General features: G+C 70.5%; 21 protein-coding genes and 1 pseudogene. 11 read left to right on the top strand and 11 right to left on the bottom strand.

Annotated features, from left to right (window positions below):
• Window positions 1-65 precede the first annotated feature (65 nt).
• The 5 genes from B6G06_RS09905 to B6G06_RS09885 all read left to right on the top strand — a co-directional run bounded on the left by B6G06_RS09905 (window position 66) and on the right by B6G06_RS09885 (window position 5,151).
• A complete protein-coding gene (locus B6G06_RS09905) occupies window positions 66-1,619 on the top strand; it encodes a CCA tRNA nucleotidyltransferase (protein WP_081172082.1) in 1,554 nt (517 codons plus the stop codon).
• Window positions 1,620-1,813: 194 nt separating this feature from the next.
• Window positions 1,814-2,113 carry a type II toxin-antitoxin system Phd/YefM family antitoxin gene (locus B6G06_RS09900; RefSeq protein WP_081172081.1) on the top strand — a complete coding sequence of 100 codons (300 nt, stop codon included), beginning with the start codon at window positions 1,814-1,816 and terminating at the stop codon, window positions 2,111-2,113.
• 3 nt (window positions 2,114-2,116) lie between these two features.
• The gene (locus B6G06_RS09895) at window positions 2,117-2,521 is read left to right on the top strand and encodes a type II toxin-antitoxin system VapC family toxin (RefSeq protein WP_080462291.1); all 405 of its coding nucleotides are present in this window, start codon (window positions 2,117-2,119) and stop codon (window positions 2,519-2,521) included.
• Window positions 2,522-2,796: 275 nt separating this feature from the next.
• Complete coding sequence (serC, locus tag B6G06_RS09890) at window positions 2,797-3,879, top strand: 3-phosphoserine/phosphohydroxythreonine transaminase (RefSeq protein WP_081172080.1); 1,083 nt, start codon at window positions 2,797-2,799, stop codon at window positions 3,877-3,879.
• A 75-nt stretch (window positions 3,880-3,954) separates the two neighbouring features.
• A complete protein-coding gene (locus tag B6G06_RS09885) occupies window positions 3,955-5,151 on the top strand; it encodes a phosphoglycerate dehydrogenase (protein ID WP_080462289.1) in 1,197 nt (398 codons plus the stop codon).
• A gap of 107 nt (window positions 5,152-5,258) precedes the next feature.
• On the opposite strand, the pseudogene B6G06_RS10580 reads toward B6G06_RS09885, so the two are convergent.
• A pseudogene (locus tag B6G06_RS10580) lies at window positions 5,259-5,609 on the bottom strand (hypothetical protein); the annotation flags it as partial.
• Between the two features lie 447 nt (window positions 5,610-6,056).
• Here B6G06_RS10580 and B6G06_RS09875 point away from each other — a divergent pair.
• From B6G06_RS09875 to rplI, 5 genes are all read left to right on the top strand, one after another.
• Complete coding sequence (locus B6G06_RS09875; protein WP_081172079.1) at window positions 6,057-8,498, top strand: transglycosylase domain-containing protein; 2,442 nt, start codon at window positions 6,057-6,059, stop codon at window positions 8,496-8,498.
• A gap of 287 nt (window positions 8,499-8,785) precedes the next feature.
• Window positions 8,786-9,073 carry a 30S ribosomal protein S6 gene (gene rpsF / locus B6G06_RS09870; RefSeq protein ID WP_017177877.1) on the top strand — a complete coding sequence of 96 codons (288 nt, stop codon included), beginning with the start codon at window positions 8,786-8,788 and terminating at the stop codon, window positions 9,071-9,073.
• Window positions 9,074-9,096: 23 nt separating this feature from the next.
• Complete coding sequence (locus tag B6G06_RS09865; protein ID WP_081172076.1) at window positions 9,097-9,675, top strand: single-stranded DNA-binding protein; 579 nt, start codon at window positions 9,097-9,099, stop codon at window positions 9,673-9,675.
• A gap of 86 nt (window positions 9,676-9,761) precedes the next feature.
• On the top strand, window positions 9,762-9,998 hold the full coding sequence (rpsR, locus tag B6G06_RS09860) for a 30S ribosomal protein S18 (protein WP_017177879.1): 237 nt from the start codon (window positions 9,762-9,764) through the stop codon (window positions 9,996-9,998).
• A gap of 15 nt (window positions 9,999-10,013) precedes the next feature.
• Window positions 10,014-10,469 carry a 50S ribosomal protein L9 gene (rplI, locus tag B6G06_RS09855; RefSeq protein WP_080462286.1) on the top strand — a complete coding sequence of 152 codons (456 nt, stop codon included), beginning with the start codon at window positions 10,014-10,016 and terminating at the stop codon, window positions 10,467-10,469.
• A gap of 267 nt (window positions 10,470-10,736) precedes the next feature.
• Here the strand turns inward: rplI and B6G06_RS09850 are convergent, their stop codons facing one another.
• The gene (locus B6G06_RS09850; protein ID WP_240494134.1) at window positions 10,737-12,173 is read right to left on the bottom strand and encodes an MATE family efflux transporter; all 1,437 of its coding nucleotides are present in this window, start codon (window positions 12,171-12,173) and stop codon (window positions 10,737-10,739) included.
• Window positions 12,174-12,689: 516 nt separating this feature from the next.
• Here B6G06_RS09850 and dnaB point away from each other — a divergent pair.
• The gene (gene dnaB / locus B6G06_RS09845) at window positions 12,690-14,111 is read left to right on the top strand and encodes a replicative DNA helicase (protein WP_080462394.1); all 1,422 of its coding nucleotides are present in this window, start codon (window positions 12,690-12,692) and stop codon (window positions 14,109-14,111) included.
• A gap of 69 nt (window positions 14,112-14,180) precedes the next feature.
• Here dnaB and B6G06_RS09840 read toward each other — a convergent pair whose 3' ends face one another.
• The 9 genes from B6G06_RS09840 to B6G06_RS09800 form a co-directional block, all read right to left on the bottom strand.
• A complete protein-coding gene (locus B6G06_RS09840) occupies window positions 14,181-15,158 on the bottom strand; it encodes a siderophore-interacting protein (protein WP_229657820.1) in 978 nt (325 codons plus the stop codon).
• Complete coding sequence (locus tag B6G06_RS09835) at window positions 15,155-16,033, bottom strand: ABC transporter ATP-binding protein (RefSeq protein WP_205635459.1); 879 nt, start codon at window positions 16,031-16,033, stop codon at window positions 15,155-15,157. Before B6G06_RS09835 ends, B6G06_RS09840 begins: the two co-directional genes overlap by 4 nt.
• Window positions 16,030-17,073, bottom strand: coding sequence for a FecCD family ABC transporter permease (locus tag B6G06_RS09830; RefSeq protein WP_081172072.1), 1,044 nt, complete (start codon window positions 17,071-17,073; stop codon window positions 16,030-16,032). Before B6G06_RS09830 ends, B6G06_RS09835 begins: the two co-directional genes overlap by 4 nt.
• Entirely contained in the window at window positions 17,070-18,113 is a 1,044-nt protein-coding gene (locus tag B6G06_RS09825; RefSeq protein ID WP_240494061.1) for a FecCD family ABC transporter permease, read from the bottom strand. Before B6G06_RS09825 ends, B6G06_RS09830 begins: the two co-directional genes overlap by 4 nt.
• Window positions 18,110-19,153 (bottom strand): iron-siderophore ABC transporter substrate-binding protein, encoded by a 1,044-nt coding sequence (locus B6G06_RS09820; RefSeq protein ID WP_081172071.1) that lies wholly within the window; start codon window positions 19,151-19,153, stop codon window positions 18,110-18,112. The genes B6G06_RS09825 and B6G06_RS09820 overlap by 4 nt, the downstream gene beginning before the upstream one ends.
• 197 nt (window positions 19,154-19,350) lie before the next feature.
• Window positions 19,351-20,346: an ROK family protein gene (locus B6G06_RS09815; RefSeq protein WP_081172070.1), complete on the bottom strand. Its 996-nt coding sequence runs from the start codon at window positions 20,344-20,346 to the stop codon at window positions 19,351-19,353.
• Between the two features lie 176 nt (window positions 20,347-20,522).
• Window positions 20,523-21,356, bottom strand: coding sequence for a DsbA family protein (locus tag B6G06_RS09810; RefSeq protein WP_081172069.1), 834 nt, complete (start codon window positions 21,354-21,356; stop codon window positions 20,523-20,525).
• Window positions 21,357-21,428: 72 nt separating this feature from the next.
• On the bottom strand, window positions 21,429-21,917 hold the full coding sequence (locus B6G06_RS09805; protein ID WP_205635458.1) for a fluoride efflux transporter FluC: 489 nt from the start codon (window positions 21,915-21,917) through the stop codon (window positions 21,429-21,431).
• Window positions 21,914-22,384, bottom strand: coding sequence for a fluoride efflux transporter FluC (locus B6G06_RS09800; protein ID WP_080462279.1), 471 nt, complete (start codon window positions 22,382-22,384; stop codon window positions 21,914-21,916). Before B6G06_RS09800 ends, B6G06_RS09805 begins: the two co-directional genes overlap by 4 nt.
• Window position 22,385: the final 1 nt, after the last annotated feature.

The raw sequence follows: 22,385 nt of genomic DNA, 5'->3' as shown, positions 1-22,385 counted from the left end.
TCACATGGATTCCGCATGGACTTCCGCGGGAGCCGGTCGGTCGGGCTCATGGCAGGCTTGCCCCGATGACTACCTCCCCAACCAGCGCCTCCTGCCCGGCCCACCCGACCCCCTCCCTGACGCCCACCGCGCGCGATGCCCTTGCGGGACTGCCGCCGTCGCTGGCCGCCCTCGGGCATGCCTTCGCGCGATCCGGCCACGAGATCGCGCTGGTGGGAGGCCCTGTGCGCGACGCCTTCCTAGGCGTGGCCCCCCATGACCTGGACCTGACCACCTCGGCCCGCCCCGAGCAGACCGAGGGGCTTCTCAAGGCCTGGGGGGATCACTGCTGGGACGTCGGCCGCGAGTTCGGAACCATCGGGGCGCGCAAGGGGGACGTCGTCGTCGAGGTCACCACCTACCGCGCCGAGGCCTACGAGGTAGGCTCGCGCAAGCCCGCCGTCTCCTACGGGGACACGCTGGAGGGGGACCTCACGCGCCGCGACTTCACCGTCAACGCCATGGCCCTGCGCCTGCCCGACCTGGAGCTCGTCGACCCCCACGGGGGTCTGGCGGACCTGGAGGCCGGGATCCTGCGCACCCCCGTCACCGCCACCCAGTCCTTCGACGATGACCCCCTGCGCATCATGCGGGCCGCGCGCTTCGCCGCCCAGCTCGGATTCGACGTCGAGCCCGACGTCATGAGCGCCATGGAGGAAATGGCCCACCGCCTGGAGATCGTCTCCGCCGAGCGCGTCCGCGCCGAGTTGGAGCGCCTGCTGCTCGCTCCCGCCCCCCGCCGCGGCCTGGAGCTCATGGTGCACACCGGAGTGGCCGACGTCGTCCTGCCGGAGCTCGCCGCGCTGCGCGAGACCGTTGACGAGCACAAGCGGCACAAGGACGTCTACGAGCACACCCTCGTGGTCCTCCAGCAGGCCATGGACCTGGAGACCGGGCCCGACGGGCCCGTGCCCGCCCCGGACCTCGTGCTGCGCCTGGCCGCGATCATGCACGACATCGGCAAGCCCGCCACCCGCCGATTCCTACCCGACGGCACCGTCACCTTCCACACCCACGACATCGTCGGCGCGCGCATGGCCAAGAAGCGCCTGACCGCCCTGCGCTTCGACAAGCAGACTATCAAGGACGTCGCCCGCCTCGTCGAGCTGCACCTGCGCTTTCACGGCTACGCCGACGCCGCCTGGTCCGACTCCGCCGTGCGCCGCTACGTCGCCGATGCCGGGCCCTTGCTCACGCGCCTGCACCGCCTCACCCGCGCCGACGTCACCACCGGCAACCGCCGCAAGGCCGCCATGCTCTCCCACGCCTACGACGACCTGGAGCGGCGCATCGACGAGCTCGCCCAGGCCGAGGAGCTCGCCGCGATCCGCCCCGACCTCGACGGCTCCCGGATCATGACCGAGCTCGGCCTGCCGCCCGGCCCCATGGTCGGCAGGGCCTACCAGTTCCTCATGGACCTGCGCATGGAGAGGGGGCCGCTCGGCGAGGACATGGCACGCGAGGCTCTCCACGCCTGGTGGGCCGCCGTGCCCGCCGAGGAGCGCGCCCGCGCCGAGGCCGGGCGCCGGGACAGGGGCCGGGACTCCAAACGGGGGAAGAATGGCGAGAAGGGCTCATAGGGCCCGGAATGCGGGGAGTCCCCCCACTCTCCGCGCACTGAGCGGCGTTGAATGGCGCTGCCGAACCACTGGCCGGCGGGCCGGGCATCTCAGCCTGGCCCGCCGGCGTCGTGCGGAGCGCCTGCGCCCCTCGGGGTGATTCGCTGCGTCCGCCAGGGTTACCTAGGTCGATAGGTAGGTGTTACCGTGACGCTATGGGTAGGCCGATGATGAACAGCAGCCGTACTGTCTCCGCCACGGAGATGAACCAGCAGGGCAGCCGCATCCTCTCCCGCGTCGCCGACGATGGGGAGAATCTGGTCGTGGTCCGCAACGGTAGGCCCGTGGCCAGGATTTCGCCGTACTCCGGCCAGGAGTCGCCGCGCGAGCGGCTGCGCCGCCAGGGATGGAGCCGTCAGGCGAGGCGCAGGCAGCACCTCCCTTTCGCACCGGTGCCGATCCCCGAGGGTCAGAGTCTGGCGAGCATCATGGCGATGGTGACCGAGGGGCGCTGATCGGTGATCTACTACGTCGATACCTCCTTCCTTCTCCTGGCCCTTCTCGACCAGGAGGGGCGGGCCGAGGCTGAGCGAGTTCTCCAGGAGGGCGCCGATGAGGAGGCGCTCGTCTCGTCGGCGCTGCTGGAGGTCGAGCTCAAGCAGGTTGCCTCTCGCGCCGGGCTGCCGGGACCGGCGATCGACAATGCGCTGGCGGAGGTCGAGTTGTTCAGCGTTGACATGGTGCTGCGGGAGGCGGGCATCGTCCCCGGTCCGATCAAAACCCTGGACGCGGTGCATGTCGCTACGGCGATGGCCCTGGACTCGCCGCTCGCCCCAGTGGCGGTGCTGACTCATGACAGGCAGATGGCGGCATGCGTTCGGCGCTGCGGCCTCGAGGTCGTGGACGTCGCCGGGAACCACTAGCAGCGGGTACCTCGAATGTCGTGCTGCGACTCCGTCGCCGCTGAGGGAGGCGCTGTCACCCCCTAGCCCTGCACGCCGACCGGTATCGCGGAAGGTGACGTCGCTGGGGCGCTCTCACGGGTCGATGCGCCCGGCGCCGACGGCGAGCCGACCCTCGCGGGGCGTAGGCGTGACCCATTGGTGCAAGGCGGCGGCCCGCGCCCACCGGCCTCGCCCCGCTCCCCAATCGCGGACTCATGATGCCCTCATGCTGTGCCCACGGGCATACTGGCCCCATGCGCGTCCACAACTTCTCCGCGGGCCCCGCCCAGCTCCCCCTGCCCGTGCTCGAGCGCGCCGCCGCCGAGCTCACCGACTGGCGCGGCACCGGCATGTCCGTCCTGGAGGACTCCCACCGCGGCAAGGACTTCATCGCTTGCGCCGCCCAGGCCGAAGCCGCTTTCCGCCGCGTCGCCGCCCTGCCGGACAACTATCGCGTCCTCTTCCTCGCCGGCGGCGCCACCGGCCAGTTCTCCGCCGTTCCCGCCAACCTCGCCGCCAGGGGCGCCACCGCCGCCTTCATCAACACCGGGCAGTGGTCCGCCAAGGCCGCCAAGGAGGCGAAGCGCCAGGGCCTCAATGTCGTCACCATCGCCGACGAGTCCGCCTCCCACTACACCACCACCCCGGACCCGGCGTCCTTGATCATCCCCGCCGACGCCGCGTACCTGCACTACACGCCCAACGAGACCATCGGCGGCGTCGAGTTCCCCTACATCCCCGACGCCGGTGACACCCCCCTCGTCGCCGACTTCTCCTCCACCTACCTCTCCCGTCCGGTCGACTTCTCCCGCTTCGGCGTTGTCTACGGCGGAGCCCAGAAGAACCTCGGCCCCGCCGGCCTGGCCGTCGTGCTCGTGCGCGACGACCTCCTCGACCGCGCCCGCCCCGACGTCCCCGCCATCTGGGACTGGAGGACCATGGTGGACAAGGACTCCATGCTCAACACCCCGCCCACCTTCTCCGTCTACCTCCTCGGCCTCATCCTGGAGTGGATGGAGGAGCAGGGGGGCCTGGCGACCATCGGCGCCGCCAACGAGGCCAAGGCCCGCTCCCTCTACGAGGCCATCGACGCCTCCGACTTCTACGCCAATCCCGTTGAGCCGCGCTCGCGCTCCTGGATGAACATCCCCTTCACCCTGGCCGATCCCGCCCTCGACGCCGACTTCCTCGCCGGTGCGGCCCGCGAGGGCCTGGCCAACCTCAAGGGCCACCGCAGCGTCGGCGGCATGCGAGCCTCCCTCTACAACGCCATGGGGGCCGACGGCGTCGCCGCCCTCATCGACTACATGACGGAGTTCGAGCGCGTCCACGGCTGAGCCCGGTCGGCGGGCGCCCGCCCCCATCGCCGCACTCACCACCAGCGCCCCGACCAGCACCCACACAGGAGAACCATGAACGTCCCCGTGCCCCCCAAGCCCGAGCGCTTCCGCATCAAGACCCTCAACGCCATCTCCGGGGCGGGCCTGTCCCGCCTGCCCGACGAGCGCTACGAGGTCGGCGGCGGCGTCGCCGAGCCCCACGCGCTCCTCCTGCGCTCGGCCAAGCTGCACGGAACCCCCATCCCCGACTCCGTCCTGGCCGTGGCCCGCGCCGGCGCCGGTACCAACAACATCCCCGTCGCCGAGTACACCGAGCGCGGAGTCCCCGTGTTCAACACCCCCGGCGCCAACGCCAACGCCGTCAAGGAACTCGTCCTGGCCGGACTGTTCATCGCCTCGCGCAACCTCATCCCCGCCGCCCGCTTCGCCCATACCCTCACCGGCGACGCCGCCGAGATGGCCAAGGCCGTCGAGGCCGGCAAGAAGCAGTTCGTCGGCTTCGAGCTGCCCGGCCGCACCCTCGGCGTCATCGGCTTGGGTGCCATCGGTGTGCAGGTCGCCAACGCGGCGTTGGGCCTCGGCCTGCGCGTCATCGGCTACGACCCCGCCATCAGCGTGGAGTCCGCCTGGCACCTGAGCGCCGAGGTCGAGCGCGCCGAGAGCATTGAGGATGTCTTCAAGCGCGCCGACATCCTCACCGTCCACGTGCCCCTCCTCGACTCCACGCGCGGCCTGGTGTCCACCCAGCGCGTCGGCCTCATGAAGGAGACCGCCGTCATCCTCAACTTCGCCCGCGCCGAGATCGTCGACGAGGCCGCCGTCGTGGCCGCCCTCGACGAGGAGACCCTGGGCGGCTACGTCTGCGACTTCCCCTCCCCGGCCGTCCACAAGCACCCCCGCTGCATCTCGTTGCCGCACTTGGGCGCCTCCACGAAGGAGGCCGAGCGCAACTGCGCCATCATGGCCGCCGACTCCCTGCGCGGCTACCTGGAGGACGGTCAGATCCACAACTCCGTCAACCTCCCCGAGGCCGTCATGGCCCGCGCCGAGGGCACCCACCGCCTCGTCATCGTCAACCGGAACGTGCCCAACATGGTCGGCCAGGTCTCCACCCTCGTCGCCGGGCACGGCCAGAACATCGCGAACCTGCTCAACAAGTCCCGGGGCGATCTCGCCGTCACCCTCGTCGACGTCGAGGGCGATCCCGCTCCCGGCGTTCTGGACGAGCTCGTCGCGATCGACGGTGTGCTCTCCGCCCGCTGCGTCTGACCCGCTCCCGGGCCCGCTGCCGCCCCCGGCCGCCCCGCGGATCGGGCAGGTTGGAGGATATGCGGCTCATCGGCGATCTGAAGGACCCGGGGACCACCCGCGCCTTCCACATCCTGATGGGCGCGCCCCTCGGGGGTGTGGACGTCGCGGAACTCGCGGCCCAGGTCGTAGCGCGGGAAGGCGATCGCGCCACCGGCGTGCTCCTCCTCCACGCAGCCGAGGAGATTGGCCGAATACCCGATCTGGGTCTTGACCTCCTTCTTACAGCAGCCGAAATAGTTGTCCGCGATGACGGTGACGCCACGCTCGTCGCGGGCCGAGCACTTGAAGGCCTTGCCGCCGTTGTAGCGCTCGTCCTCGGTCTAGTGGCACATGCCGTCGCTGCGCCGGCGCTCCGTGGCCTTCTCCCACGAGGGCAGGCCGAGCTCCTTCTTCGTCAGGCGGGTCAGGTGTGGGCCAGGATGACACAGCCGGCAAGGACAGGGCGCGGGCGATGATCGGGGAGACCGGCTGGTCGATCTCCGTGGAGGTGGCCCCGGTGGGGCCGGGGATGCCCAGGAGCTGGAGTCGCAGGGAGATCGCGCCCGCATGGCGCCGAGCCTAGGGGGGCGTGAGCGGGGCCCCTCGGCATCCTGTGAGCCTCCTGCGGGCCCGGCCGGATCTGGTGGGAGGAGGGCGGTGTGACCGACACCTGAGTGATAGGCGCCATATTGTGCCCTGGCCTGTGATGATGCTGATCGGCGGGGCCGCAGGGCCCGTGGAGCCGACGCCGAGTCATGATCCCGCCGCATTCCCCTTGCCCCGAGGGGGCACTTCCCGGCCATACTTGGCACTGCACGATGGCTCGTTGGGCCCCCAGCCCTGAATCCCAGCGAACCGACCGGCACTGCAGGAATGAGGAGCGCGTGACACTGAACGCGAACCCAGGAGGCAATCGTCCCCATGGCGGCAGGCTCGCCCAGGCGGCCAGCTCCGGAAGGCAGGAGCGCGGCCGACAGGCTCCCACGAGCGGCCGCGACAGGCGCGCCGCCCGGGCCGCCGAGAAGGCTGCCAGGGCCGCTGCCGCCGTCCCGGCCCCCACGGGCCTGAGGAGGATCTTCAACTACCCCAGGCGCGGCAAGGGCCCGATCCATCGCTGGATCCCGAGCTGGCGCTTCTGCCTGGGTTCCTTCCTCCTGATGACCTCGGCGGTGCTGGGCCTGTTCGTCTACGCCTACTCGACGATCAAGGTGCCCGAGCCCAGCGAGTTCGCCCAGGCGCAGACGACCACCGTCTACTACTCCGACGGCACCACCCCGATGGGGCAATTCGCCGAGGTCAACCGCACTATTATCGATACCTCGACGATTCCCTCCCATGTGGGCAACGCCGTCGTCGCCTCCGAGGATCGCTCCTTCTACACCAATAGCGGTGTGGACCCGAAGGGAATCCTGCGGGCACTGGTCAACAATGCCAGCGGCGGGGGGACCCAGGGCGCCTCCACCCTCACCCAGCAGTACATCAAGAACTACTACGTCGATACGACGAGCTCCTACACGGGCAAGTTCAAGCAGGCCATCATGGCCCTCAAGATCGACCGCTCTAAGACCAAGGCGGAGATCCTCGGCTCCTACCTCAACACGGTGTACTTCGGGCGGGCTGCCTACGGCATCGAGGCCGCGAGCCAGGCCTACTTCGGCCACCCGGCCTCCCAGATGACCTACTCCGAATCCGCGCTCCTGGCGGGGATCCTGCCCGCCCCCAGCGCCTGGGACCCGGCGATCGATAAGGACCAGGCCACCATTCGCTGGAACCGCGTGCTCGACCTCATGGTGGAAGACGGTTACATCACACAGGCGGAGCGCGACTCCGCGACTCTCCCGACGACGATCGATGTCACCAATGATGAGACCTACCAGGGTCCCAACGGCTACCTCCTCCAGATGGTCCGGGAGGAGCTCACGACGACGGCGGGGCTCACCGACCAGCAGATCGACACCGGCGGGCTGTCGATCGTCACCACGATCAACAAGGGCAACCAGGACGCCGCCATCGCCGCCGCCCAGAGCCTGCCGGAGGGCTACTCGCCCAACCTGCGGGTGGGGCTGGTCTCGATCGACGCCAGCAGCGGCGGCATCCTCTCCCTCTACGGCGGCAGCGACTACCTCACCGACGGACTGAACTCCTCCACCGGTGCCGTCGCCCAGGCGGGCTCGACCTTCAAGCCCTTCGCACTCGTGGCCGCCCTGGAGAAGGGCGCGACCTTGGCCAATGGCTATCCCGGGACCTCGCCCATGACGATCGAGGGCACTCGGTTCGTCAACTTCGGGGGCGCCCAATTCAGGTGGGCCGACCTGGTCAAGGCCACCGCGTACTCGGTGAACACCTCCTACGTCCAGCTCAATAAGGATGTCGGGCCCGAGACCACCAAGGAGGTTGCCACGCGGGCCGGCTACCCGCAGAACACGGTGGGTCTGGAGCCCGCGAACCTCCAGAACGTCCTCGGCTCGGCCTCACCGCACACGATCGACATCGCCACGGCGTACGCAACCTTCGCCTCTCGGGGGACTCGCCACCAGACGCATATCGTCGCCTCAGTCAGCGGCAAGAACGTCTCCTACACGGCGCCGACCAATGGGGAGAAGGTCTTCTCCGACGACGTCATGGCCGATGCCACCTACGCCATGCAGCAGGTGGTCAACGAGGGCTCCGGCACCACCGCTCTGAGGCTCGGGCGGCCCATCGCGGCCAAGACGGGCTCGTCCTCGGACAACAAGTCGGCCCAATTCGTCGGCTACACCCCGCAGGTGGCCACCGCCGTTACTCTCTACCAGACCGGTGCGAACGGAGAGGAGGAGTCGATCACCCCATGGGGCGAGTACTCCGAGATCACCGGCTCCACCTACCCGGCGGACATCTTCACCACCTACATGGCGTCCGCACTGGACGGCCTGCCCGTTGAGCAGTTCCCGGGCCGTACGGATAACTCCTACACGCCGGGCTCCCTGGGAGGCGCCCAGGCCCCCGCGCCCTCGTACAACTTCTCCCCGGCCCCTGAGCCCGAGCCCACCAAGGTGCCGGTGACCCCCACGCAGGAGGAGCCGACGCGGAAGGCGCCGTCGCAGGAGGAGGAGCGCGATGAGTTCATCGAGGGCCAGAACCAGGGTTCCACCCCTGATCGCAGTCAACCGTCGAGCCCGAACGGTGAGCAGAAGGGTGGGCAGCAGCCTCCGGCGGGCCAGGACAACGATGACAATGCCCGGGTAGGCCAGCGGGGCGACCGGCAGGGAAACCAGGGCGCCCAGAATAATCGCAACGCCTACGGCTGGGGCCCCCGCCGCTGGATCCCCCGCTACTGGGACGAATAGGTGACGAATAGGTACTGAGCCCTGTCCGGGGTGCGGCAGCGCCAGGCCGCCCTGGGCGCTGATCGCGCAGCAGATCACCGCCTGAGAGCCCTGCCTGGACTCTCGCGCGTGTCGCACTGCACGGCCCGATGGCCCGCCCCCGTCTTCCTGGCGGGGGCGGGCCTGGAGTAGGCTCGTGCTCCGGCGCGCCTTTGGGCGACCCCGCCCCGGCGGTGCGCCGCACGCATCAACCCTCCTGTCACGGAGAGACCGTGACCGCTTGAGACCAGAGGAGGTGGGTACCAAGCATGCGTCATTACGAGATCATGATCATCCTCGACCCCGAGACGGACGAGCGCACCATCGCGCCGTCGCTCGAGAAGCTGCTGCAGGTCGTCCCCAGCAACGGGGGCACGGTCGACAAGGTCGATGTCTGGGGCAAGCGCCGTCTCGCGTACGACATCAAGAAGCGCTCCGAGGGCTTCTACGTCGTCGTCGACATGACCACCACGCCCGAGATCGCCCAGGAGCTCGACCGCCAGCTCGGCCTCAACGAGACTGTCCTGCGCACCAAGCTCCTGCGTCCCGAGGCCTGAGCCCACCGAGGGAAGGAAGCGAAATGGCCGGCGACACCGTCATCACGATCATCGGGAACCTCACCGCGGATCCGGAGATGCGCTTCACCCCGTCGGGTGCGGCGGTCGCGTCCTTCACGATCGCGTCCACACCGCGCACCTTCAACCGCCAGACCAACGAGTGGCAGGACGCGGAGACGCTGTTCATGCGCTGCTCGATCTGGCGCGACGCCGCGGAGAACGTTGCGGAGTCCCTGACCAAGGGCATGCGAGTCATCGCCCAGGGCCGCCTCCAGCAGCGCTCCTACACCGACCGCGAGGGCGCTCAGCGCACCGTCGTGGAGATGCAGGTCGACGAGATCGGCCCCTCCCTGCGCCGTGCCAAGGCCCAGGTCACCCGCACGGGTGGTCAGGGCGGCTACGGCGGGAACCAGGGCGGCGGCTACCAAGGCGGCGTCCAGAACCAGGGCGGTCTTGGCGGCTACGGCGGGAACCAGGGCGGCGGCCAGGGCTTCCAGGGGCAGGGCGGCCAGTCCGGCTACAACGCCCCCCGGGGCGGCGCCGCGGACGATCCGTGGGCCACGGGCGGCTCCACCTCCTTCGGTGACGAGCCCCCGTTCTGACTCCCCGGGAGCCAGGCGCTCCGTTCCCACACTCACAACCCAATCTCGTATGAGCGCCGTCGGCGCTCGCAACAAGGAGTACCACTATGGCGAAGCCTCAGCTTCGTAAGCCGAAGAAGAAGGTCGGCCCCGTCAAGGCGATCAAGGTCGGTGTCATCGACTACAAGGACACCGCCACGCTGCGCAAGTTCATCTCCGACCGCGGCAAGATCCGCGCCCGCCGCGTCACCGGCGTGTCCGTCCAGGAGCAGCGCAAGATCGCCAAGGCCGTGAAGAACGCCCGCGAGATGGCCCTGCTGCCCTACACGAGCTCTGCTCGCTGAGAAGGAGGCACGGATATGACCACCAAGCTCATCCTCACCCACGACGTGGCCCACCTCGGCGCCGCCGGGGACGTCGTCGACGTCAAGGACGGCTACGCCCGCAACTACCTGGTTCCGCGCAAGCTCGCGACGCCCTGGACCAAGGGCGCGCAGAAGCAGATCGACCAGATGGCCGAGGCCCGCCGTCGTCGCAGCATCGAGTCCCTCGAGCACGCCCAGACCGCCCGCGCCTGGCTGACTGACAACGTGGTGACGATCACCGCGAAGGCCGGCGCCAATGGCCGCCTCTTCGGCTCCGTCACCACCGCCGAGATCGCCGATGCCGTGAAGGAGGCCGGTGGCCCCGCCATCGACCGCCGCAAGATCACCATCGCCCCCCCGATCAAGTCGACCGGTCGCCACAGCGCCTCCGTTCGCCTGCACGCCGACGTCGTCGCCCCGGTGGAGCTGTACGTCGTCGCCGCTCGCTGAGCACTCGCGCTGAGGGCCCGCCCAGGACTGCCTGGGCGGGCCCTTGCGCGATCAGTGCCCCGGCGGTGGCGAAGTTTGAGGATTGCTCGCGACCCGGAGGCGCTCTGCGTGTTCTCCTCCTTCGTCCCCAGGCTCTTGACCTGGTATCACGCAAGATGCGATGCAGCATCAGAGGAAGGAATCCTCAAATCTCGCCACCCTCGTGGGACGTGACCCGGGATGTGGCTCAGGAATGGGCCGCGAGCACCCCGAGGCGCCGGCCGCGCCCTAGGAGCGCCAGGCGTCGGTGCGCGCCCTCAGGCCAGTGGTCAGGGCCCGCGTCCCCATGAACACCCAGGCGAAGGCGGCCCACAACCACACGAGGCCGGCAGCACCGCCGTAGGGAGCACCGTGGGCCACGAGCGCGGTCAGTGGGAGATAGGGCACGAGGGTGGCCAGACCTGCCCGGGCGAGGTAGCGGCCGTCGCCCGCGCCCATGAGGACCCCGTCGAAGAGGAAGACGGCGCCCGCCAAGGGCATGGCCGAGGCCGCCACGAGTAGCGCCGGCCGCGCCGCCTCCGCCACGGCAGCCTCGGAGGTGAAGGCCAGGGGCAGCCACGGCGTCGCCGCTGCCATGACCACGCCGATAATCACGCCGGCGAGCACGCCCCATCGCAGGCTTCGGCGCAGTACGACGTCAACCGTCAGAACGGGGACGTCCCCGCTGTCCCCGCCCGCCGGGCCACTAGTGCCGGCAGGGCTGCTGCCGCCGGCCCGGGTGGCCTCCTCGGTGCCCGGCGCGCGGTCCGCTGCGGCGTCGGCCTGCCCCAGGGCGGTGCCGATGAGGGCCTGGGCGGCGATGGCCAGGGCATCGAGGGCGAAAGCGGTGAAGCTCCACAGGGCGGTGACGATCTGGTGGGCGGCCAGGGGCAGGTCGCCCAGCGCCGTCGCCGCCCAGACCGTGGCCAGGATGGCGGTGCGCAATGAGACGGTGCGCACGAGCAGGGGCAGGCCGGAGCCGAGGGAGGCGCGCATGCCCTCACGCCTTGGGGCGAGCCCGATGCCCTCGAGCCGGGCGGCGCGCAGCACCGGCAGCGTCAGCGCCACCGCCATAGCGCTCTGGCTCAGCGCCGTGCCGAGCCCCGAGCCGGCGATGCCCATGCCGATGCCGTAGAGAAGGAGGGCGTTGAGCCCGATGTTGAGCGCCGCTCCCGCGGAGGCGACGATGAAGGGCGTACGGGTGTCGAGCAGCCCGCGCAGAGTCCCGGTGGCGGCGAAGACGACGAGCATGCCGGGTAGACCCGGCGCCGAGGCCCTCAGGTAGTCGATGGCCGCGCCGGCCACCGCACCGCGGGCGCCGAGCAGCTCGGCCAGGGCGGGGGCGGTCCCGGCGAGGATCGCGGCCGCGCCGAGGCCCAGCACCAGGGCGAGCCATAACCCGTCGATCCCCACGCGCAGGCCGCCCGCCCGGTCGCCCGCCCCGAAGAGCCGCGCCGTCATCGCGGTCGTCGCATAGGCGAGGAAGACGAACAGGCCGACAACGGTGGTCAGCACCGTGGAGGCGAGTGACAGGCCCGCCAGCGACGTGGGGCCCAGATGCCCGACCATCGCGGAGTCCACGAGCACGAGCAGCGGTTCGGCCACGAGCGCGCCGAGCGCCGGCAGGGCCAGCCCCAGGATGGAGCGGTCGAGGTGATGGCGGCTCGTGGGGCCCGCCGAGCTCAGGGAATCCGCGGAGCCGCCCCGGTAGCGATCGGATGAGTCCGAGGGACCGTCATCGCGCGCTGGTCTGGTCACGTCATCTCCGGGGTCGTGGGGGGCCAGTCTCTCATGGGCGGGCGATGCCGCCGCCCGGTCGCGCGCCGACGCCAATCGCGTCCGAGTGGTCCAGACCTGAAGGTGAGGATGAGATCATTCCACAGGAGAACAGGGTTATCCACAGATTTTGTGCGGACTTTGTCGCACTCGCTTGTGGGTTTCTGAGCATGAACTTCACGTCGGGATCACGCAGGTATATCAACGATTGTCAAAAATGTGCAGGTCGTTACCTCAAATTTATCCACAGGTTGTGCGGCGCGTCGCCCCCAGGTTATCCACCGCTTTCCACAGGTGTCGGTGGTCTGCCCACAGCGTCCCCCCAGGGCGCGTTTGCCGCGCCCTGGGGCGGCGGCTAGTGTCGCGCGGGCCGCCTGGCGCCAGAGGGGAGGGGGAGTCGTGACCGACGTCATCGATCGCGCCGCCGTGAGCGCCGCGCGGGAACACCGCGGCCAGGGCTCGCCCGGCCCGGCGGCGGCACGCTTCGACGGCGTCTTCGACCGCGTCCCCCCGCACGACGACGAGGCGGAGATGGCCACGCTCGGCGGCATGCTGCTGAGCAAGGAGGCGATCACCGACGTCCTGGAGGTCCTGCGCGGCAACGAGTTCTACCAGCCCGCCCACGAGTCGATCTTCGACGTCATCGTCGACGTCTACAACCGCTCCATGCCGGCCGACCCCATCGTCGTCTCCGACGAGCTGGCCAAGCGCGGCGAGCTCGACCTCGTCGGGGGCGCCCCCTACCTCGCCTCCCTCATGGCGAGCGTGCCCACGGCCGCCAACGCCGCCCACTACGCGCGCATCGTCCGGGAGAAGTCCCTCATGCGGGGCCTCGTCCAGGCCGGCACCCGTATCACGCAGCTCGGCTACTCCCAGGACGTCGGGGACATCGCCGAGCTCGTCACCCTGGCCGAGGCCGAGGTCTACTCCGTCGCCCACTCCGAGGGGGAGAAAGAGGACTACGTCGCGATCTCCGAGCTCCTGGGAGAGGCCAACCTGGAGATCGAGGCCGGGCAGAGCCGCGAGCAGGGCGTCATGACGGGCGTTCCCACGGGCTTCATGGACCTCGATGAGCTCACCGGCGGCCTCCACGCCGGCCAGATGATCATCATCGCCGCGCGCCCCGCCATGGGGAAGTCCACGCTCGCCGTCGACTTCTGCCGCTCGGCCTCCATCCACCACGGCATCCCCTCGTGCTACTTCTCCCTGGAGATGGGGCGCATGGAACTCATGATGCGCATTCTCGCCGCCGAGTCCGGGGTCTCCATGAACAAGCTGCGCGGCTCCAACCAGATGGATGAGCGTGACTGGCAGGACGTCGCCCTGGCGTACAATCCCGTCTCCAACGCCCAGCTGTACATCGACGACTCCCCGAATCTCACCATGCCGGAGATCCGCTCCAAGGCCCTGCGCCTCAAGCAGCAGAACGGCCTCGGCCTGCTCGTCATCGACTACCTCCAGCTCATGAGCTCGGGCAAGCGGGTCGAGTCCCGCCAGCAGGAGGTCAGCGAGTTCTCCCGCTCGCTCAAACTCCTCGCCAAAGAGCTCGAGATCCCGGTGATCGCCGTCGCACAGCTCAACCGCGGCCCCGAGCAGCGCACCGGCAACAAGCCCCAGATGTCCGACCTGCGCGAGTCCGGCTCCCTGGAGCAGGACGCGGACATCATCATGCTCCTGCACCGTCCCGAGTACTACGCGATGGAGGAGCGCCCCGGGGAGGCCGACATCATCGTCGCCAAGCACCGCAACGGGCAGACCAAGACGATCCCCGTGGCCTTCCAGGGTCACCTCTCCCGTTTCTCCAACATGGCGCGCGACATCACCGCCGAGCCCGACTACGAGGGCTGAACGGCCTTCTCGGGCGGAGCACCGATGCGCTCCCCGGCGGAGCGCCGATTCCAGTGCGCTGATCCGTCGTCAGTTCTCGGCGCGCCCCAAGCGCCAGTAGCCCATGAACGCCACTGCGCGCCGATCGACGCCCCGCTCCGAGACCAGGTGGCGGCGCATCGCGCGCACCGCTCCCGCCTCACCGGCCAGCCACGCGTACAGATCCGTTCGTGACAGCGCCGCCCCGCCGCGCGCTGTGCGCGGAACCTCCCACAGGAGGTCGGAGTCGACGTCGATCTCCTCCACCCGGGTGGGCCGGCCCGGCGGGCACAGCTCGGCCGCCGCCTCAACGACCGCCGTCGTGAGCAACTCGCCATGCGCCCTGCCCTCGCGCCCCAGGAAGCGCAGTTCGAAACCTGGATGCGCGGGCAGGTAGGCGCGGTCGGCCTCCTGGGGCATCTCGACGACGGCAATGCCGCGTGCGCTCGTGGGCAGGCCCTCCAGGATTCGGGCGATCGCCGGGGCCGCTGTCTCATCGCCGCCCAGGAGATAGGCGCCGGTGCGCGCCGGTGGGATGAAATCGACGCCACCCGGCATGCCGTCGAAGGAACGACGGGGCCCCAGCAGCACTGCCCTGCTCCCGACGACGGCTCCCCCGATCCAGTGCGCCGCCGGCCCCAACCCGGTGCCGGGCCCGCCAGTCGGCGCGGCCGGATGGACCACCATGTCGACGTCCACCTCCGTCGCGCCCCCGCGGCAGACGGCCCCGCGCACCGCGCGCGTCGTGTAGGTGCGGATCGGGCAGCGGCGCTTCGGCGGGAGGGCGAGCCAGTCGGCGTACCAGTCCGGGCCGTCCACCAGGTGCTCGTAGCCGCCCGAGGGCGCGGGCAGGACGAGCTTGATGCGCTGGTCCCAGCCCGGGTCCGCGAAGTCGGCAAGAGGGTCGCCGCCCTCCTCGGCAGCCCCGGCGCCTACGAAGGTGAAGCGCCTCATGGAGGGGGAGACATCGAGGATCCCCGCCACTTCGACTGAGAAGAAGCCAAAAGAGGCCCTCCCCGCGCCGCTCACGCCCCCTCCTGCCCGGGTGCCTGATCCCTACCGCCGCCCACGTGGTAGCGGCCCTTGGGGACGATGAGCGGCGTGCCGGAGACCGGGTCCGGGATGACATCAGCCTCCAGATCGAAGACCTCGCGCACCAGCTCGCTCGAGACGATCTCCGATGGCGCTCCCGAGGCGACCACCCTGCCCTGGCGCATGGCGATGATGTGGTCCGCGTAGCGGGCCGAGAGATTGATGTCGTGCAGGACCATGACGATCGTCGTACCGCGCTCGCGGTTGAGATCCGTGAGAAGGTCCAGCACCTCCACCTGATGGGCGAGGTCGAGGAAGGTCGTGGGCTCGTCGAGGAGGAGCACGTCGGTGCGCTGGGCCAGCGCCATGGCGATCCACACGCGCTGGCGCTGCCCACCGGAGAGCTCGTCGATGGAGCGATCCGCCAGGGCCTCGGTGCGGGTGGCCAGCAGCGAGGCCTCCACGATCCGCCGGTCGGCGGCGCTTGTGGCCCGGAACAGCCCCTGGTGGGGGCTGCGCCCGCGCCCCACGAGATCTGCCACCGCGATGCCCTCCGGGGCGATCGGCTGCTGCGGCAGCAGGCCGAGGCGCCGGGCCAGAGAGCGGGTGGGGAGAGATCGGATCTCCTCGCCGTCGAGCAGGACCCGCCCGTCCATGGGGGTCAGGACTCGCGCCATCGTCTTGAGCAGGGTGGACTTCCCGCAGGCGTTCGCCCCCACGATGACGGAGATCCGGCCCACCGGGATAGCGACATCCACGCCGTCGACGACGACGCGGCCGCCGTACCCCGAGCGCAGGGTGCGAGTGGTCAGTTCGGCGGGGCGCGCGCGATCCTGGGTCGCAGGGGCGGCTGTGCTCATGGACGGGGTCATGCGGAGGCTCCCTGGCGGTTGAGTCGCAGCAGTTGGAGGACGAGGTAAGGGGCGCCGACCACACCGGTCACCACGCCCACCGGGAGTGTCGTGGGGAAGGCGTGCTGGCCCAGGAGGTCGCCGCCGAGCACGACGATGGCCCCCATGAGGGCGGCGGGCAGGAGCAGCGTGCGATGCGTGCGCCCCACGAGGCCTGCCGCGAGAGGCCCGGCTAGGAAGGAGACGAAGGCGATGGGGCCGGTGGCCGCGGTCGCGAAGGAGGCCAGCGCCACCATGGTGAGCACAAGGGCGAGCCTGGCGCGGCCAGTGGTCACTCCCAGGCCGACGGCGGTCTCCTCGCCCAGGGCGAGCAGTGGAAGGTCCCGGCCGATCACCCCCATGATCAGCGCGCAGGCGCTCACCGCGATCGCCAGGATTACCACCTGGTCCCAGGCGGCGTCGTTCAGGGAGCCGGACAGCCAGCGCATCGCTTTGGGGACGTCGTAGATGGCGGCCCGTAGTTGCAGGTAGGCGATCAGTGAGGACAGCATCGAGGACACGCCGATCCCGATGAGGATGAGCCGGGCGCCCTGTGTCCGGCCCGAGCCGGACAGCGCGTAGATGGCGGCCGCCGTCGCCAGGCCGGCGACGATCGACAGGATGCTCACTGCCGGCCCGGACCAGCCCAGCACAAGGATCGAGAAGACCGCCGCCGTCGAGGCGCCCGAGGTGATGCCGATGATGTCCGGGCTGGCGAGCTGGTTGCGCAGCATGGTCTGGGACGTGGTGCCGGCCATGCCGAAGGCCAGCCCGGCGAGGAGCCCCACCATCGCGCGCGGCAGGCGCAGGCGGCCCACGGAGAACGACGCCCCGGGCACGTGCTCGCCCATCATGACGCGGATGACCTCCTCCGGGGAGTACCAGGTCCTCCCGATGAGCACGCAGGCCCACCACAGGGCGACGACTCCGATGAGCAGCGCCGCGCTCACCCCCCAGTAGCGCGCCGCCCGGGAGCGCCTGCCCCGGTCGGTGAAGCCGAGGGCGAGGGGCGGGGCGCTCATAACTCGCGCACTTTCGCGCTTCGGGCCACGACGATGAGGATGGGGGCCCCGACGAAGGCGGTGATGATGCCCACCGAGATCTCGCTCGGCCTCGCGATCACCCGGCCCAGGGTATCGGCCGCCGTCAACAGGGCAGCGCCACCGAGGACGGACAGGGGCAGGAGCCACCGGTGATCGGGGCCCGTGAGCATCCGCACCGCGTGGGGGACCATGAGGCCGACGAAGCCGATCGGCCCGGCCAGCGCCGTCACGGCGGCGCATAGAACCACTCCCGCCGCGGCGGCGAAGAGCCTCGTGAGCGGCGCGTTGACGCCCAAGCCGGTAGCCGCTTCATCGCCGAGGGCCAGCGAGTTCAGCGGGCGCGCCATCGCCAGGCCCGCGGCGGTGGCCAGTGCGATGAAGGGCAGGACCACTCCGAGGGAGTCCCAGGTGCCGCGCCCCAGACTCCCGACCTGCCAGGCGCGGAAGTCCTCCAGGCCTTGAGCGCGGGGCAGCATGATCGCGCTGATCGCCGAGGACAGCGCCGCACCCGTGGCCACCCCGGCCAGGGCGAGCTTGACCGGCGTCGCCCCTCCCGGCCCGAGCGAGCCGACGGCGTAGACCACGATAGCGGTGAGCATGGCGCCGGCCATCGCAACCCACAGGTACTGGAAGAGCGAATGGATTCCCAGGAAGGCGATCCCGGTGACGATCGCCAGGGACGCCCCCGTGTTGATCCCCAGGATCCCGGGATCGGCTATGGGATTGCGGGTGATGGCCTGCATGAGGGCGCCCGCCAGCCCCAGGGCCGCGCCCGCTACGAGGGCGGTGGCGGTGCGCGGGAGCCTCTCGCCGACGGCGGTCGCCCCGATGGTCGAGTCATGGCCGACCACGCCATCGAGGATCTCGGGGAGGCTGACCATGCGCGCTCCGAAGGCGATCGAGGCGATGGCCGCCAGGGCGAGCAGTGCCAGGAGCGCGACGAGTACGGCGGGCGCGGGCAGGGCCGTGGGGCCGTGATCGCCGGCCCTGCCCGGGCCGGGCGTGGCCGGGGTGGTCACTGGACCTTGTCTGCGGCTGCGGCGATGAGCGCCACGTAGTCGGCCAGCCCCCAGGGCAGGGAGAGCGGCCCGGGATTGGTGGAGGCCGACAGCGCCGAGCCGTTGCCGACGAAGGCGATGGCCCCGTTCTTGACCGCCGGGATCGTCCCGATGAGGGAATCGGCCTGGAGGGTGGGCAGGTCCTCCGCAGTGCCGTACATGACCATGATGTCGACGTCGTTGACCATGTCGGCGTTCTCGGCAGAGAGGTTGTAGGAGAAGGTGGAGGGGTCCGCCTCGGCCTGCTTGCGCACCGACTCCGGGATGGTCAGGCCCAGGTCCTCCATGAACGCCGTGCGCGGGTCGCCCGTCGTGTAGAAGCCGATGGAGGATTGGTCGCCCGCGCCCATGTAGAAGAAGGCGGCGGTCTTGCCGGCCAGCTGCGGGTGCTTGGCGGTCTCGGCGGAGATGGAGGACTCCAGGGCGGCGATGAGCGCCTCGCCCTCCGTCTTCTTCCCGATCGCGGTGGCATCCATGGTGATCATCTCGCGCCACGGGGTGACCCAGGCGGCCTTCGGGTAGGCGATGGTGGGGGCGATCTCGCTGAGCCGGTTGTAGTCCTCCTGGGTCATGCCCGAGTAGGCGCCCAGGATGATATCGGGCTTCGTGTCCGCGATGGCCTCGAAGGCGATGCCGTCGGTCTCGTCGAACAGGACGGGTGCCGTGGCGCCGCCGGCGACGAGCTCATCCACCTTCGTCTTGGTCCAGGGCAGCATCCCGGAGCCGTCCTCGACGCCGAAGACCTGCTTGGCGATACCGACGGGCATGACGCCCAGGGCGAGGGGGACGTCCTGGTTCGCCCAGTTGACGGTCGCGATCCGCTCCACCGAGGTGGGGAGCTCCGTGGTGCCGAAGGCATGGGTGATGGTGCCGGGGGCGCCGTCGGCGGAGGAGCCACTGGCACCCCCGCCATCGCTCTTCTTGCTCCCGCAGGCGGCCAGGAGCGCCGACAGGGACAGTGCTGAAGTACTCGCGAGGAAGGACTTGCGGGAGACGGGCATGGGTTCCTCTTCGTCGTCGGGGGCGGTCGATCGCGGTGAGCGCCCGGAAATGGACAAGGGCAACCTTAGTAAGGTCAGGGTCGCCTATGGAAGAGCGGGATGTATGGCGTGACGCATCTTCGACGGCATGGCGGGTCATCATCCGCCGTGCCGGACTGCCCTGCCCCGGGAGGGACCGGTGGGATCCCGGACCGGGCTCAGCTCTGGCGGGCGAGGTCCGCCGCCCCCACCAGACCGGCCTCCTGGCCGCCGGCGGCCAGGACGAGCGGGATCGGCGGTCGATGGGTGCCCGCGGTGAGGGCGGCCTCGAAGGCCTTGCGCGTGGGCTCCAGGAGGATGTCTCCCGCCTCGGCCAGGCCCCCGGCGATGACGATGACCTCGGGATCGAGCACGGCGCACAGATCCGCGAGGCCCCGGCCCAGCCAGTGCGTGAGCTGGGCGTAGCACTCCAGGGCGCAGGGGTCGCCCTCGCGGGCCGCCGCGGTGACCGCCTTGCCGGAGATGTTGTTGGCATCCCCTCCCGAGAGCTCGATGATGCGCGCGGCGTAGGCGGGGCGGAAGCGCGCCTGCTCCCAGCCGTTGACCCCCAGGGCCGTGCCCGCGGCGTAGCGCTCGAGGCAGCCATTGAGGCCGCAGCCGCAGGGCCGTCCATCCGGCACGACGTTGATGTGCCCAATCTCGGCGGCGAAGCCCCGCGCGCCGCGCAGGAGCCTGCCATCCACGACGACCGCCCCGCCCACGCCCGTGCCGATCGCCACGACCAGGGCGTTGCGCTTGCCCCGGGCGGCGCCGAAGCGCACCTCCGCCCAGCCGAAGGCATTGGCGTCGTTCTCCACCACGACGGGCATGCCCACACGCTCGGAGATCGCATCCGCCAGACGCAGGCCCGTCCAGTCCAGGTTCGTGCCGTGGGCGATCGTGTTGCGGTCCTCGGCGATGAAGCCGGCCGCGCCGATGCCGACCGTCGTGCAGGAGGGGAAGTCGTTCTTGAGCTCGCGCACGACCTCGACGATCGTATCGATGATGGCCTGGCGCTCCTGGGCGGGCGAATCGCGGCGGATCGTCGCGAGGACCTCGCCGTCGACGGCGACGACACCGCCCGCGATCTTCGTGCCGCCCACGTCCACGCCGATGCTCAGTGCGCCGTGCGAGTCCTGCGCCGTCCCGGTGGTCGCTTCGGTCTGATCCGCCATGTGCCGTGCTCCTTCGCCATGCCTCGGGGGATGCGGTGCCGGGTGGGCGCGCGTCTGTCGATGGGTGCGCTGCCGAGGCGCATCTATTGTGACAGGCGTCGCAGGTCTTCCGCGACCGAATGACGGCGTCCCTGCGGGCCGGCCCCGGCCATCGCGGGCCCCGGTGGCTCGCGGAGCTATTTCGCGGCCTGTTCGGCGATCGTGGCGCGCACCGCGTCCGCAGAGGCGAAGCCGTTGATGTAGGTGTCATTGATCATGAGGAAGGGCGTTCCCCTCACTCCGATCTCGTAGGCATGATCCCTGGCCTGGGTCACCGACAGGGCGGTGGCGTCAGCGGTCATGTCCGCCTTGAACCTCTCGATATCCTTCACCCCGGCGCTCTGAGCGAAGGCCGTGAGGCTGTCCTGGGTGTACTCGGGGTGGTCGGTGGGATCGGCGGCCGCGTAGACGGCGTCGTGGAACTCCCAGAAGCGGCCCTGGTTCCCGGCGGCGATCCCGGCCTGCGCGGCCAGCGGCGAGGACGGGGTGATCTGCGCGAGATCGCGCCACTCGATCCGCAGAGAGCCGCTGTCGATGAGGTCGCGCAACCCGGGTTCGGTCTCTTGGGCGAACTTCGTGCAGTACGGGCAGGCGAAGTCGGAGAAGATCGTCATCACGACCGGCGCGTCCGCGCTTCCCTTGGCGCGGGCGTCGTTCGGGTCGCGCTTGGGCTCGTTGCGCAGGATCTGCAACTGCTCGGGGCTGGGCGAGGGGGCCGCGCCAGCGGCTCCGGCTGCTGTCCCATCGGCGATCTGGGACGAGACGGCCGTTCCCGCCGTGGAGGCTGTCTGGGCCGCGCCGGACGGGGAGTCCTTCGTGGTGCGCAGGATGAGCATTCCGGCGATCACGGCAAGGAGTATGGCGATGATGACGAGCAGGATGACCACGGCTTGATTGCTCCGCCGGACCGGTGATGCCCCGTCCGAGGCGTGGCTGATGGGCGCGGTGGTGGACTTGGGCGAGAGGGTCATGCCCGCAGTCTGGCAGAGATCACTGGCTCGGAGTCGGCCATCGGCCCCATCGCGACGGATCCGCGATGCTCTTCAGCCTGCGAGCCCGGCGCCCAGCGCCATCCCCAGCGCCCCCGCGGCCAGGCAGGCGGCCATCATGCCCAGGCCGTGGGCCGCGGCGGCCCGCCAGCGCCCGAGCGCGGCGAGCCGCGCGCCCTCCACGCTGGCCGTGGAGAAGGTCGAGTAGCCGCCCATGAGGCCTGTGCCGAGGACGCGGGTCAGGCTCGCAGCGCTCGCTGCGGCCTCCGTTTGCGCCCAACCGGTGAGAACGCCCAGGATCAGGCATGCCGTGATGTTGACGACGATCGTCCCCACCGGCACCGGAAGCTCGTCGACGGCCCCGCGGGCCTCGCCGGTGGACCCGTCGGCAGGACCGGCCTGCTCGTGGCGGGATGAGGCGGCCGCCCTCCTGGCCGCGGCCCTGGTCGCCGCCGCACTCATGCGGCTGTCGACGAGGTAGCGGGCGATGGCCCCCGCGCCTCCGGCCAGAACCATGAGGGACCATGCCCATGCCCCGCTCACGGCGACTGCGAGCCCGCGGCGCCGACCCCTGCGCCGTCGGTGGGACCGGTGTGATGCGACTGATCGAGGAACCTCGACAGCCGCAGCCCCAGGCCGGCGAGCGCCAGACCCGCGACGAGGGATCCCAGGAGGTACACTGCCCCCAGGGCCGGGAATCCCTGGTCGATGAGGGCAAGCGTCTCGCCGATCAGTGTCGAGTAGGTGGTGAGCGCCCCCATGAGTCCCGTGCCCACCCCCAGGCGGACGAGCCGATGCTTACCCGTCTGGCGCCAGGGCGCCGCGAATCGGCCCAGGATAAGGCCCAGCAGGAGCGCGCCGGCGAGGTTCGCCGTCGCCGTCGCCCAGGGCAGGCCCGACGGCGAGGGGCCGATGAGCTCGGCGAGACTGGCCCGCAGCGAGGTGCCGACGGCTCCGCCAAGGCCCACTACCGCCAAGGCGGGCCAGTCGGGGGCGGTGGAGGGGCGCATG

Origin of the sequence: Actinomyces gaoshouyii (genome assembly GCF_002076915.1) — a bacterium.
GTDB classification, from domain to species: domain Bacteria; phylum Actinomycetota; class Actinomycetes; order Actinomycetales; family Actinomycetaceae; genus Actinomyces; species Actinomyces gaoshouyii.
This window is presented reverse-complemented; position numbering and strand designations above follow the sequence as displayed.

Excerpts from the sequence above, each read along its gene's own strand:
- B6G06_RS09800 (WP_080462279.1), bottom strand. The coding sequence starts at position 22,384 with ATGCGCCCCTCCACCGCCCCCGACTGGCCCGCCTTGGCGGTAGTGGGC.
- B6G06_RS09810 (WP_081172069.1), bottom strand. The coding sequence starts at position 21,356 with ATGACCCTCTCGCCCAAGTCCACCACCGCGCCCATCAGCCACGCCTCG.
- B6G06_RS09885 (WP_080462289.1), top strand. The coding sequence starts at position 3,955 with ATGAACGTCCCCGTGCCCCCCAAGCCCGAGCGCTTCCGCATCAAGACC.
- rpsF (WP_017177877.1), top strand. The coding sequence starts at position 8,786 with ATGCGTCATTACGAGATCATGATCATCCTCGACCCCGAGACGGACGAG.
- B6G06_RS09900 (WP_081172081.1), top strand. The coding sequence starts at position 1,814 with ATGGGTAGGCCGATGATGAACAGCAGCCGTACTGTCTCCGCCACGGAG.
- B6G06_RS09865 (WP_081172076.1), top strand. The coding sequence starts at position 9,097 with ATGGCCGGCGACACCGTCATCACGATCATCGGGAACCTCACCGCGGAT.
- B6G06_RS09835 (WP_205635459.1), bottom strand. The coding sequence starts at position 16,033 with ATGACCCCGTCCATGAGCACAGCCGCCCCTGCGACCCAGGATCGCGCG.
- rplI (WP_080462286.1), top strand. The coding sequence starts at position 10,014 with ATGACCACCAAGCTCATCCTCACCCACGACGTGGCCCACCTCGGCGCC.
- B6G06_RS09820 (WP_081172071.1), bottom strand. The coding sequence starts at position 19,153 with ATGCCCGTCTCCCGCAAGTCCTTCCTCGCGAGTACTTCAGCACTGTCC.
- B6G06_RS09815 (WP_081172070.1), bottom strand. The coding sequence starts at position 20,346 with ATGGCGGATCAGACCGAAGCGACCACCGGGACGGCGCAGGACTCGCAC.
- B6G06_RS09830 (WP_081172072.1), bottom strand. The coding sequence starts at position 17,073 with ATGAGCGCCCCGCCCCTCGCCCTCGGCTTCACCGACCGGGGCAGGCGC.
- serC (WP_081172080.1), top strand. The coding sequence starts at position 2,797 with ATGCGCGTCCACAACTTCTCCGCGGGCCCCGCCCAGCTCCCCCTGCCC.
- rpsR (WP_017177879.1), top strand. The coding sequence starts at position 9,762 with ATGGCGAAGCCTCAGCTTCGTAAGCCGAAGAAGAAGGTCGGCCCCGTC.
- B6G06_RS09905 (WP_081172082.1), top strand. The coding sequence starts at position 66 with ATGACTACCTCCCCAACCAGCGCCTCCTGCCCGGCCCACCCGACCCCC.